Origin of the sequence: Chitinophaga sp. (assembly GCF_039596135.1) — a bacterium.
In the GTDB taxonomy this organism is placed as follows: Bacteria; Bacteroidota; Bacteroidia; order Chitinophagales; family Chitinophagaceae; genus Chitinophaga.
In genome coordinates, this window is the sequence record NZ_JBCNKH010000065.1 from 1 (window position 1) to 12,501 (window position 12,501).

The 12,501-nt window shown below is 44.2% G+C and carries 9 protein-coding genes; 4 read left to right on the forward strand and 5 right to left on the reverse strand.

Annotation, left to right across the window (positions count from 1 at the left end):
- Positions 1-388 precede the first annotated feature (388 nt).
- A complete protein-coding gene (locus tag ABDW16_RS25375) occupies positions 389-2,788 on the forward strand; it encodes an outer membrane beta-barrel family protein (RefSeq protein WP_343673674.1) in 2,400 nt (799 codons plus the stop codon).
- A gap of 161 nt (positions 2,789-2,949) precedes the next feature.
- On the opposite strand, the gene ABDW16_RS25380 is transcribed toward ABDW16_RS25375, so the two are convergent.
- From ABDW16_RS25380 to ABDW16_RS25395, 4 genes are all read right to left on the reverse strand, one after another.
- Positions 2,950-3,687 (reverse strand): LytTR family DNA-binding domain-containing protein, encoded by a 738-nt coding sequence (locus ABDW16_RS25380; RefSeq protein ID WP_343673676.1) that lies wholly within the window; start codon positions 3,685-3,687, stop codon positions 2,950-2,952.
- On the reverse strand, positions 3,665-4,339 hold the full coding sequence (locus tag ABDW16_RS25385) for a histidine kinase (protein WP_343673677.1): 675 nt from the start codon (positions 4,337-4,339) through the stop codon (positions 3,665-3,667). Before ABDW16_RS25385 ends, ABDW16_RS25380 begins: the two co-directional genes overlap by 23 nt.
- A gap of 427 nt (positions 4,340-4,766) precedes the next feature.
- Positions 4,767-6,227, reverse strand: a complete 1,461-nt coding sequence (locus tag ABDW16_RS25390) for a S41 family peptidase (RefSeq protein ID WP_343673678.1) — start codon at positions 6,225-6,227, stop codon at positions 4,767-4,769.
- A 154-nt stretch (positions 6,228-6,381) separates the two neighbouring features.
- Positions 6,382-6,546 carry a hypothetical protein gene (locus ABDW16_RS25395; RefSeq protein WP_343673679.1) on the reverse strand — a complete coding sequence of 55 codons (165 nt, stop codon included), beginning with the start codon at positions 6,544-6,546 and terminating at the stop codon, positions 6,382-6,384.
- Between the two features lie 227 nt (positions 6,547-6,773).
- On the opposite strand from ABDW16_RS25395, the gene ABDW16_RS25400 reads away from it, so the two are divergent.
- The 3 genes from ABDW16_RS25400 to ABDW16_RS25410 all read left to right on the forward strand — a co-directional run bounded on the left by ABDW16_RS25400 (position 6,774) and on the right by ABDW16_RS25410 (position 9,679).
- Complete coding sequence (locus ABDW16_RS25400; RefSeq protein ID WP_343673681.1) at positions 6,774-7,952, forward strand: lanthionine synthetase LanC family protein; 1,179 nt, start codon at positions 6,774-6,776, stop codon at positions 7,950-7,952.
- Between the two features lie 128 nt (positions 7,953-8,080).
- Positions 8,081-8,536, forward strand: coding sequence for a cysteine peptidase family C39 domain-containing protein (locus ABDW16_RS25405; protein ID WP_343673683.1), 456 nt, complete (start codon positions 8,081-8,083; stop codon positions 8,534-8,536).
- A 216-nt stretch (positions 8,537-8,752) separates the two neighbouring features.
- The gene (locus tag ABDW16_RS25410; protein ID WP_343673685.1) at positions 8,753-9,679 is read left to right on the forward strand and encodes a M20/M25/M40 family metallo-hydrolase; all 927 of its coding nucleotides are present in this window, start codon (positions 8,753-8,755) and stop codon (positions 9,677-9,679) included.
- Positions 9,680-9,785: 106 nt separating this feature from the next.
- On the opposite strand, the gene ABDW16_RS25415 is transcribed toward ABDW16_RS25410, so the two are convergent.
- Complete coding sequence (locus ABDW16_RS25415) at positions 9,786-12,158, reverse strand: transglycosylase domain-containing protein (RefSeq protein ID WP_343673687.1); 2,373 nt, start codon at positions 12,156-12,158, stop codon at positions 9,786-9,788.
- Positions 12,159-12,501: the final 343 nt, after the last annotated feature.

Here is a 12,501-nt window from a genome sequence, read left to right on the forward strand (position 1 = left end):
CAAACTTCCCCGCAGTCACAAAACCCGCCCCTCCGGCGTCAGCCAAAAAAAGAAAACCTTCCTTGCTGCCGCAGGCCAACTCCCCACCAGCCAAACTTTCTCGCAGTCACAAAAACCGCCCTCTCGGCGTCAGCCAAAAAAAAAGAAAACCTTCCTTGCTGCCGCAGGCTAACTCCCCACCATCCAAGCTTCCCCGCAGTCACAAAACCCGCCCCTCCGGCGTCAGCCAAAAAAAAAGAAAACCTTCCTTGCTGCCGCAGGCCAATTTATCTGGTCCAGATTCCCCATTTCCCCCACATAATCTGTCCCCCGAATCAAAGAATCGATGTAATAATTTTTTAATCATCAAACCTGAACCTTATGTTTGTAAAGTGATAAATAACCCTATATGAAGCCGATACAACTGAGTGTACTATTCTTTTGTCTGTGCAGCACTGTCCGTATGCCTGCACAGTCACTCAGATTATCCGTTTCAGGCAAAATAACCGATTCCCTCAGCAACCAAAATCTGCCATTTGCCATGGTGTTATTACTCACAGACACCATCAGGCAAGCCACCCAGACTGATAAAGAGGGCAATTTCACGTTCGAAAACCTGAAACCGGGTAACTATAGCCTCCAGGTAAAATACCTCGGCTATCGTGACAAAACGACCGGCCCGTTTCAATTGAGTACCCAATCCCTGGCGTTGCCTGCCATCGGCATGCTTTCAGTCTCTTACGACCTGAACACCCACCAGGTGACGGCCCTGAAGCCACTCATTGAACAAACCGCCGACAAAATGATCATCAATGTAGCCGAAAGCCCACTCGCCACCGGCAACACATTGGAAGAACTCCTCCGCCGATCGCCAGGTGTCAGACTGGACGATGATGGTTCCATTACCCTCAACGGAAAGAAGGTCATGGTCTACATCAACGACCGCCCATCTTATTTTACTGCCGCAATGCTTAAGAATCTATTGCTTTCCACCGCCTCCAATGCCGTTGAAAAGATAGAACTGATCGCCAACCCATCAGTAAAATACGATGCCGCCGCTTCAGCCATCATCAATATCAGGATGAAAAAAACAGGTAAGTCCGGTACCAACGGCAGCCTGAGCATAGGTGGCGGCGGAGGCCGCTACGGCCGCTACACCGCCGGTGGAGATCTGAACTATCGCGAAGATAACCTGAACATCTACGGTAATTACAATTACCAACGCAACGAACAGTTCTACGACGTCCATACAGACAGGATCCTGGAGGCAGAATACATAGAGGAGGGAAACTATGAAGTACGCAAAAAGGACATCCATAACGTCAATGCAGGTATCAGCTACACAATCGACAACAAAAACACGATAGGCCTGGACCTGAAAGGAAACTTCCTGGGCCGCGACAGGGATGGCACAGACCAGACCCTGTTCCGCCCCAGCCAGTCTGCCCCTTTTGACTCCCTGCTGAATATGCATACCCTTGGGCATGCCAATATCAATAACTATTCAGCCAATCTGTTTTACCAGCATAACTTTGACACTACCGGCACCCAGCTCTCCATCAATGGAGACTATGCTTATTACGATCAGCGCTGGAAAGACAATTTCAACACCGCCTACCTGGATACCCAGATGAAGGTTTTTCAGTTACCCTACGTGATCCGCAACAGTTCTCCTGTATCTGTAGCCATCCGTTCCGTATCAGCTGATTTTACCCGTCCTACCAAAATAGGCACCTTTGAAGCCGGTCTGAAAACCGTCTTTGTAAAAACAGACAGCGACATCCGCTGGGAAGTGCTGAACAATGACACCTGGGTAAATGATGCTACCAAGACCAACCATTTCATCTACGAAGAAAACGTCAACGCAGGATACATCAATTATCACAACCAATTTAAGAAATGGGTGTTCCAGGCTGGCCTGCGGGTAGAAAACACCCATGTCAAAGGCAACAGTATTACCAGTTCACAGGTATTCAATAAGGACTACACCGGGTTGTATCCCGGTTTTTCCCTGCAATACAAAGCCTCTGCAGCACACCGTTTTGGCCTCTCTGCCAGAAGAAGCATTGACAGACCCCAGTACGAATACGTAAACCCATTTCTGTTCTTCCGTAGCAAATATTATTACTTTCAGGGGAACCCGGACCTGAATCCGCAGAATACCACATCAGTAGAGTTATCGCATACCTGGAAACAGCGGTTATACACCACACTCAGTATCTCCCGTACAAACGATGCGATTTCAGGTGTGTATGTAGCAGGGGATAACAAGGTGCTGATTACAACTTATCAGAACGTGACACACTTTGATAACTACAACCTGAACATCACTTATACAGCTGCGTTGACAAAATGGTGGAATACCATGAACTCAGCTCAGTTCTATTACATGCACTACGATTACAACGACATCACGTTGCCGAAGTCTAAACCCGGGGCATATGTGATTTCAAATAATACCTTTAGTTTTCCCCGTCTCTTTACCCTGGAGCTGAATGCGATTTATGCCTCCAGGTCCAATACCGGCCTGGGCGCACTGACCAGCTACTGGGTATTGAATACAGGTGTACAAAGGAATGTAATCAAAAATAAAGGAACGCTCAAATTGAGTGTGAACGATATTTTCAGGGGACAGCAATTTACATTGGCGTCGGATTATCAGCAGGTAAATATCCGGCAGCATTTTTTATTTGACTCCCGTTTTGCGATGCTGAGTTTTACATACCGGTTGGGTAATAGTAAAATAAAGCCAAGAACAGAAAGGCAGACGGGTATTGAAAAGGAAAAGAAACGGATTCAATCAAATTAATGGGGGACGATCCGTTTTGAGGAGGTCGTCAATTAAGTACCAAAGGGGGTGTATCGCAAGTTCGATACACCCCCTTTTAATTCGGGCATCCTGATGGAAAAATATTTTTTACCTGACCTTCTGGGCCTTCATTTTACTTGTGATACACAACCCTTATCAATCTACTTATTCAGCTTTATCATGTCAAAAAAAGGTTGCTTGAATGTAATCCCAATCGGCAGGGCGATGGTTTGCTGATCTGGTTTGCGCAGAATAACCTGGTTGCCATCTACAGAAACAATCCTGTTCAGGGAGATGATGAACGAGTTGTGAATCCTGGCAAACTGCCGTGGGGGCAGGGTTTGTTCCAGGTCCTTCATCTTGAGCAATGCCAGTATTTTTTCCTTATCACAATGAAAAGCTACATAGTTTTTCAGCCCTTCTATATAATCGATATCGTTGAAATTGACTTTGATTTGTTTACCCTTATGTTCTGACTTTACAAACAGATAATCTACCTCCGGTTCTGCTTTTTCACTGATTTCACCTTTGTTGACATACATGGTTTGAAACATGTTCAGTGTTTTCTGAGCGGCTTTCAGAAAGCGCTGGTAGGTGATAGGTTTTAGCAGGTAGTCGACTACGTCGTGTTCATAACCATCCATGGCGTATTCGCTGTAGGCGGTGGTGAGAACGACTTTGGTATGGTTGTTAAAGATTTTCAGCAGGTCGATACCCGAGATGCTGGGCATGTGAATATCCAGGAATACCAGGTCTACTTTTTCATTACTGATCACTTTGATAGCATCGAGGGCTTCGGTGGTACTGCCTACCAGTTTCAGGAAGGGAGTCCGTTGCACATAGCCGGTTAGCAGGTCTATGGCGTGTTGCTCGTCGTCAATTATATAACAGTTGATCATGCAGGGTAATTTCGGTGGTAGCAATATGTAAAGAAAGGCTATAAAACAGGTCCGTATCTTTAATTTCGAAAGAATATTTTTTAGGATAGGTGTTTTCCAGCTGGCGCTGCACGTATTCCATGCCAATGCCGTTGGAGATTTCTTTAGGGCCTATCCGTTTTTTGTTGTTGATGTAGAAATGCAGGCCACTGTCATCTAAGGTGAGCTTTATTTTCAGTGGGTAAACAGCGTTGTGCAGTTCACCGTGTTTGAAAGCGTTTTCTACCAGTGTGATGAGGATGTGTGGGAGTATTCTTTGACCGAGAAGGTTATCAGGTCTGCTGTATTCAATATGGATGTTGTTATTGAAACGCATGTAGTAGATACTGATAAGGCTTTCGATATGTTCGATTTCTTCTTCTAATGAAACCATGCCGTCCGGGCCTCTTTTTTTCAGTGAAGATCTCATGATGTTGGTGAGGGCGGCAATGCCTTCGGCTACATCAGGATGCGTATCAGCGGTTTTGTTGTAGAAGTACCCGAGGGTGTTGAAGAGGAAGTGAGGGTTGATCTGGGCACGGAGGTAAGCAACTTCCAGTTCCAGTTTTTCCTGTTTGAGTCGCAACTGTTCGGTTTCCCTGCGATTTAGTTCTTCTTTTTGCAGGCGCATCATCCTTTCCCTTTTGATGGAAACTTTAGCAAACCAATATCCGGTAGAAAAAGCAACCGGCTGAAACCACCACCATAGGTTACTAAGCAGTAAACTTATAACAGGTATGGATGGATACTTGGAATGATGAATCAGAGGGTAAAGAGTAGTTATTAAAAAATAACGGGCAATAAGGCTATAGCCAAAGAGCACTATTATACCCAGTACCCACAGTAATTTTTTATTTTTCTCCAGTGTCCTGGGCAATAACCACTCGGAATTTGCGTAAAAAATTGTTGCCAGGGTGACGAATATAAAACTTGTAGTGTAAAGTAACTTAAGGAGATTTGGCATCTCAGAAAGGGAGGCTGTTAGCTGCAATCCAGCATACAATAACCATAACCCTATATGCAGCAATACAGTGGTCAGTCGTTTTCCGAAAGATGTTCTTTTATTTTGAAGACGTGGCAATTGTATTCTCCTGTTTTGCTAGGTATTGTCGAACAAAGTTGACCCAATCTACCTGATTAGGTATTTCAACGTCTGGAATAATACCGGTGTTATCAATAGGATATTGTGGTAGACGGGCTGATCTTGCTGTTGGACACCACAGCATATACTGGGAGCATGCCATTGGTCTGGGGCTCACCAGATTGAGATAGTCCACAGCACCCGTTGACCGCTTTCCGAACAAAGTTACTTTTTTACTTTGTTTCGCGGCTAAAATTAAGAATTCTGTGGCGCTTCCACTTCCCTCATCCATCAGAATGCCCACTTTTGCCGGAAATTTCCGGACCTGTGGATAAGTTGCAATGGCGTCAGGGGTCAGATAATAGCCGTTCCGGTGTTTTTTTAAATTCTGTATTAATTTGATTGTCTGTTGTTTACTTTCTTCCGGGTACTGATCATTTTTTAAAAGGTCTTCATATAATTTAATATTATCGTCTGTGGCCATAATATATGCCCCAGGGCTAATAATAGTATCAGTATAGAGGAGTGGCAGAAGTTCCTCAAAACTAAGGTTAAAACCGCCCATATTCCCGCGTACATCTATTATGAGGTGAGGGGTATGGGTTATAGAATTGAAATTGCTTGTAATCAAACTGTCTATCAGTGGTTTATATTGTAAGTCAAAACTAGGGAGCCTTAATACAATATTATTGCTGTCTGGTTTTGCGCAATAGAAACTATCCGCTGGGATGATTGCAATCTGATGGGGAGGGGCAGGGTATGTTTTCTCCCATTTTGAACTTTTAAGGTCCAGCAAATAGGCATTTTCATCAATATAGGTCGTGAAGGTATCTTTCTCGTGGTAACGATTATAAAATATCACTCTCCAATTAAATTCATTTTCCTGTTGTAGTTCAAATTTAATTTGTCCCGGAGTCCAGAATATATCGTCCCCTTTCGTAACTACACCCAGGTAATGATTATTTTTTTTTACTACGGCTACTTCATATAGTCCTCCGGTATTCCATATTCCTTCCAGTGGAAAGTCAGGTTTCTTTTGCCATCGGCTAAGCAGGGAATCTTTTGATATATGGTAACTATAGGTATTTTTAAAAATACTGCGTATAAGATCTGAATTTTTGGGTCCTTCTTTGAGTGCCAGAACAAGATGTTTGTCTTTAAAATATCCCATCCATCCTTGTAGGATATGAAAGCAGGAAATAAAGTTGGCCGTATCAGCCGATCTTTTCAGGCTGTCAGTAAACTGTTTAAAACTAGCTTCATTTGCGGCTGTGATTTTAATTGGATAGCCGGGATAGTTATTCCGTACTTTGATATTTAATTCATCCAAAGTAGCACGACAATCACAGGAGGCGGTTTGCGCATGTACGCTTGTGAAAAAGGTTAAATTTATTAGAAGATATAGGCTTGTCAAGCGGATTAACGCTGGGTAATTAAACATGTAGTTTTTAAAGGGTTTAGTAAAGCACAGGTGCAAAAATAAAAAAGGCTGAACTAAAAGGGCCCTCCGTCGGGAGGATTTTTAGCTTAGCCTTGAAAATTAGTTAATATTCGGAATTACACTACAAGTTTTTTATTGCCCTCCCTTAAATAAATTAAAGGGTTACCGTAGTTACGCAATTTACGGATGTTGTAGTATCCTGTCCGAATGCGAATTTGCCACCATTCTTGGAGTTAACAACGTTGTTATTAAACACAGATACTGTCACCTTATTCAGGGTCAACGTCTTCTTTTGGGTGGGGTTGTTTGTCTGTTTCATATTTCACAATTATTAGGGATTACAATAACAAAATTAGAGACCAACTGCGCAGGGAATCTACGCAGGACGTGACTTTCAAAAGATTTTTTCTATCGCAACCGCGTATACGGAAAACCCCAAAAGGTAACCCCACAAAAACCCCAAATCCGTCCCTCTAAAACTTAAATCCGTGTATCTTTTTTCCCTACCCCCCACATACTTTATAAGTTTGCTAAAAGCATTCAGGAATGGTACAGGAACCGGTAAAAGTGGAGAGCCTCCTCACTCAGCTACATCAGCTCATAGATCAGCATTGCGCTGATAATGACAGCCTGATGGGCGGCGGTAAGCTGGGCCTGATCGTGTACTATCATTCCTTATGGCAGGGCTACAGAGACAATACCTATTTAGATAAGACATATGCGCTGCTCGACGAGGTATGGGATCATATGAATAAATGTACGCTGGAACTGGATGGGCCTTCCCTCGCAACCGGTATCTGCGGCCTCACCAGTGTGATCAACCTCCTGTATAAAGATGGCCTTCTGGATATAGACATTGATAAGGAACTGGCCGGATATGACGACTATCTCTTTCATCAGGCTTTACAACTGATCAAAGAAGATAAACAGGATTATCTGCACGGTGCCTTCGGCATCATCAAATACTTTACAGACAGGCTGCCACAGCCTAAAATAGCAACATACCTCAGGGAAATCCTCCGCGTGTTGTATGATAAATGTGTAGTGACCAAACATGGTATCTGGTTTAAGAATATCTTCCTGTTTGGTACACGACAAATCAACTTTAGTTTGTCGCAGGGACAGGCAGGATTTTTTTCTGTACTCACTGCCCTGCACGAAGCAGAGATAGATACACAAAAGACTGGTTTCCTGCTACAGCAGGGCATCCGCTTCATCCGCCATCACCTGCGCGAAGTAGACCTGGTAGGACAGGACTGGTCGTTCTTTCCACTCACTACCAGTGAAGCAGAAGATGAAAAAAACTATAATAACCGTCTCGGATGGTGCCATGGCGATCTGAACCAGGTATCTCTTTTTTACAAAGCTTCCTTTGTATTGCAAGACGAAAACCTGAAGCAAATGGCCGATCTGGTGGGCGGCAGCTCACTCATGCGCAGAACCGGCGAGGCTACACAGATCGACGATATTTACTTTCTGAATGGCACAGCCGGATTAGCACAGTATTATTATTCGTTGTACCGTCATAGTAATGAAGAAAGTTACCTGGGAGGATGGCATTACTGGATCAATGAAACAATAAAAAGACTGGAAGTAGTGCTGAACGAAGAAAGCTTCAAAGGCCGTGAAACCCGCATGCTGGAAGGCTTGCCGGGCGTAGCACTGGTCCTGCTGGGGCGCCTGATTAATGAAGAACTTCCATGGACTGATCTGCTGCTTTTATAACATCTAAAATTAAAACCGAATGGAGACTATTTATGACTTCAGGTGTATGCACCTGAACACGCAAACAAATAGCCGGCCTTTCATCGTTGTTAGATAATAACCCAATCACCCACAAAAGACTCATGGATATGATCAAAAGTCTAAATCCGCAGAGCAAAAAACATCCATTTCCCCATTGTAAACAACAGGGCAAAACAGACGGTGGCCCTGCCTGTTTACACATACTAAGTACACATTTTGGAAAGAGTTTTACACATGAATATCTAAAATCCCTGTGGGCGACTGCCGAAAGTGGCAGCCCCCTGCAGGATCTCGGCGAGGCCGCCGGAAAAATTGGTTTTGGTACTTTGGGGGCAAAAGTTTCTTTGGCTGACCTTTTATCTCTCGACCTGTTACCCTGTATTGGGTATTGGTATCAGCGCCGCTTTATTGTCGTGTATAAAATAAGGGGGAACAAAATTTATGTATCCGACCCTGCGGCTGGACTGATCACATTTGAAAAATCAGATTTTCTGAGAGGCTGGACACAGGACGGCGAGTATGGCATAATGCTGTACCTGGACCCCTCTCCACCTGATTTTTAACCCCTATATGCTGTATGTTGTACAATAGCCCCTTCCATAGGGAAGGGGCTTTTTTTAACCCCATTGTAATACATATTTAACCTTATAAATGGCACATTTGTGATATGCCTAAGTAAATGTTATCCCGTAGTTTTGGCCTTATAATATTGTAATCAGCCCTTCGCTTGCACAAGTAAGGGCTGTTTTATTTTGGTCTCATTTATATATCATGTCCTAATGAAGCGATTGTTATTGTTGGTGTTCAGCACCTCTTGTTTCGTAAATGCCTTTTCGCAGGATTACTTGCCTGCTGAAGCCCGTATCCGTAGTACTGTCAACTACCTGGCGGCCGATAAACTCCAGGGCCGTGGTACCAATGAAAAAGGTGGTAGAAAGGCAGCTGCATGGGTGGCAAAGCAGTTTAAAAAGTTAGGCTTGCAGCCTGCAAATGGTAGCAGCTATTTCCAGGATTTTACCTTTGATCGCAAGGAACATCATGATATTCCCAGCAGGAATGTGATTGGTTACCTGGATAACGGTGCTCCCCGTACGATTGTCATTGGTGCGCATTATGATCATATTGGTACTGCACATTTGTTTGATGGCAAGTACCCTGAAGGACAAATTCACAATGGGGCAGATGACAATGCCTCCGGTGTTGCAGGCCTGCTGGAATTTATCCGGTATTTTGTACAGAACGGACAGAAGGAACAATTCAATTTCCTGTTCATTGCTTTTGGCGGTGAAGAGATGGGTCTACAGGGTTCCAAATACTATGTAGCACACCCCGTATTTCCGCTGGAAAAAGTACATTTTATGCTGAACATGGATATGATTGGCCGTTACAATGCAGAGCGGGGGATAGGTATTGGTGGATATGCAAGTGCTGAAGAATGGCCGGAGGTATTCAAAGGGGTAGAACAACCTGGTATTAAATTCTTCACAGATGGAGCCGGAAAAGGCCCTTCTGATCATCATAATTTCTATATCAGTGGAGTACCGGTGATCTTCCTGCATACAGGACCACATGATGACTACCATAAGCCAACTGATGATGCGGATAAGGTAGAGGCAAAGGAAGAATCAGACGTGCTGAAACTGGCCATTCAGTTAATTAATAATGCAATGAAATACAGGGAGCTGCATTACGTAGCTGACAAGTAAATAAAAAATGGTTGAATCAAAAATAAAATATCGCTTTAAACGATACCTGTCTCCATCAGGTACCCGAAAAAAAACGCTTTTGTCGGAAGACAAAAGCGTTTTTTGATTAATTATCTTTTTTAGGCGGTAACACCGCTTTTGGTGTCGGTTGCTGTAGATTATTATTATTCTCTTTCTTCGGCTCTTCTTTCGGTTTCTCTGCCGGCTTAGTGGGTTCTCCATAATCACCCACGTCAATATAATCGCTGGCAGCACCATTCCCCTGATCCTCAGCTTCTGCACCCGGTTTCACATTATCTTCCGTATTTGAATAATCCTGGCTGTCTATTGACGCTGGTATCGCAAATGTTGCATTCGGATCTATCTTCAATGTAGGATCTGCATACACTTTCTGGAAGAAATACGCCCAGATCGGCAACCCTGTATTCGCACCCTGACCATTCGCTGTCGTGCTGAAATGCAGGAAGTTGTTTTCACAACCTACCCATGCACCCGCCAGCAACTGTGGCGTAAAGCCCAAAAACCAACCATCCGTATTATCATTGGTTGTACCTGTCTTACCAGCTACCTGCCCTTTAATACCATAACGGAAACGTAAACGTGCAGATGTACCACCCGGACCAGTTACCCCCTCCATCATCTTGGTCATCACGTAAGACTCATTCTCACTGATCACCTCGCGTTTCTCAGGCGCTGTCGTTTCCAGGATGTTACCATTTCTATCTTCAATACGGGTGATGTAAATCGGCTTGGTAACGATACCGCGTGCTGCAAACATAGTATAGGCCTGCAACATATCGTACAGCGGAATCTCTGGTGTACCCAGGCAAATAGAAGGATAAGGCGGAATCTTCACAGAAAATCCAATCTTCTCATTCGCAAAGTCAGCTACTGCCCCGGGGCCTAACTGCTTGATCAGGTAAGCAGACACCAGGTTCAGTGACCTGGCCAGTGCGCCCGCCATAGAAATACTACCACCTACACTACCTTCTGAGTTGCGGCTCAGGGTATAGTTATATTTAGGGAACGTCACCGGCTCGTTTGGCAAAACGGTGCCCGGAGAAAACCCGTTCATAATCGCATAGCAATATAGGAATGGTTTGAATGTAGAACCTACCTGGCGCTTGCTTTTTAATACGTGATCATTCTTGAAATAACGAAAATCAGGTCCGCCTACCCATGCTTTCACTTCACCACTTTCAGGGTCCATCGCCATAAAGCCGGCCTGCAATATAGCACGCATGTAGCGGATAGAATCCATAGGTGTCATCACGGTATCAATCTCGTTCAGTTCAGGCTCTGTATAGCTCCTCCAGGAAAATACTTTCATCCTGGTAGGTGTATTGAATGATTTCTTAATCTCGTCTTCTGAAATTTCTGCAGCCACCATGCTCTGATAGCGGTCAGACTCTTTCATATACCGCTCCAGGTAGTTTTCATGACCTTTCCATGCAGAACCTGATTTAATATTTGCCTGTTGTGCAAAAACCTTTTGCAGGTCTTTCAGGTGATGATCCACCGCTTCTTCTGCATACAGCTGCATGCGTGGGTTGATCGTAGTATAGATTTTCAGACCATCACGGTACAGGTTATATTCAGAACCGTCTGCTTTTTTGTGATCCTTACACCATTGTTTCAGCTCATCCCGCAGTACTTCACGGAAGTAAGGCGCAAGACCTTTGTTATGGTCTATTTTATTATAACGCAGTACAATCGGCTTGCTCTTCGCGGCCTCTGCTTCTGCATTGGTAATGAAGTTATTTTTGGCCATCAGCTCGATCACCGTGTTACGGCGATCCTTGGCGGTTTTCGGATTCCTGCGGGGATTGTACAGGTTTGTACCCTTCAGCATACCAATCAGGGTAGCAGCTTCTTCGATGGAGAGGTGACCGGCATCTTTACTAAAGAAAGTGCGGGCACCATTTTCAATACCATATACGTTGTCCCCGAAAGGTACGGTGTTCAGGTACAGGGTAATGATTTCCTCTTTCGTGAAGTTTCTTTCCAGTTTTACGGCAATCAGCCATTCCTGCATTTTCTGGAAACCTCTTTCTATCATATTTTTAGAACGCTGTACACCACTATTATCCGCCTGCAGGTTCAGTGCCAGCTGCTGGGTGATGGTGCTGGAACCCCTCTTTTTACCGATAGCCAGGTAAAAAGGAATGGCAATAGTACCATATGGGTCTATACCAGAGTGCTCGTAAAAGCGAACGTCTTCAGTAGCCACCAGCGCATTGAGCACATTTTTAGAAATTTCATCATAATCAGAGCTGGATCTGTCTACCTGGTAATATTTACCCAGGATGGTGCCGTCGTCTCCAATTACTTCAGAAGCAAGGGCTGCCCTGGGGTTTTCCAGGGTCTCCATGGATGGCATGTTGCCAATGATACGGAAATTGATCAGCAGTAAAAGCAGAATGAACACTCCCGTCAGCGATAACACAGTCAGCCACAATATTTTAACTGATTTTTTCATACAAGATTTTGAATTATAAATGCGTCAGCCCGCATTGCTCGTCTGTAATAGCAATTTACGGGCCTTTTTTGCCGGAATCAGGTGTAACAGCAAGACAAAACTATTAAAAAAAATTTTATTATGCCGGGAGCTGGCGCTGCAAGTTAAAACTGTCCCTGCTGCATTTTAAAATGCCCCTTCCCCCTTAACAAGATCGCTTCTGCCTAACGTTAAACTCCCCTTCAACAAAACCTCCTTTGCCAAACCCTCAAATCTTCCTTCCCTTTAACAAAATCGCTTTTATCTACCCCCCCAAATCTCCCTCCCCTTTAACAAAATCGCTTTTGCCGCAGGCAAAAGCGAT

Bases quoted from the DNA above. Each gene is read 5' to 3' on its own strand.
- ABDW16_RS25400 (WP_343673681.1), top strand. From the start codon at position 6,774: ATGGTACAGGAACCGGTAAAAGTGGAGAGCCTCCTCACTCAGCTACAT.
- ABDW16_RS25410 (WP_343673685.1), top strand. From the start codon at position 8,753: ATGAAGCGATTGTTATTGTTGGTGTTCAGCACCTCTTGTTTCGTAAAT.
- ABDW16_RS25395 (WP_343673679.1), bottom strand. From the start codon at position 6,546: ATGAAACAGACAAACAACCCCACCCAAAAGAAGACGTTGACCCTGAAT.
- ABDW16_RS25405 (WP_343673683.1), top strand. From the start codon at position 8,081: ATGATCAAAAGTCTAAATCCGCAGAGCAAAAAACATCCATTTCCCCAT.
- ABDW16_RS25375 (WP_343673674.1), top strand. From the start codon at position 389: ATGAAGCCGATACAACTGAGTGTACTATTCTTTTGTCTGTGCAGCACT.
- ABDW16_RS25385 (WP_343673677.1), bottom strand. From the start codon at position 4,339: ATGATGCGCCTGCAAAAAGAAGAACTAAATCGCAGGGAAACCGAACAG.
- ABDW16_RS25380 (WP_343673676.1), bottom strand. From the start codon at position 3,687: ATGATCAACTGTTATATAATTGACGACGAGCAACACGCCATAGACCTG.
- ABDW16_RS25415 (WP_343673687.1), bottom strand. From the start codon at position 12,158: ATGAAAAAATCAGTTAAAATATTGTGGCTGACTGTGTTATCGCTGACG.
- ABDW16_RS25390 (WP_343673678.1), bottom strand. From the start codon at position 6,227: ATGTTTAATTACCCAGCGTTAATCCGCTTGACAAGCCTATATCTTCTA.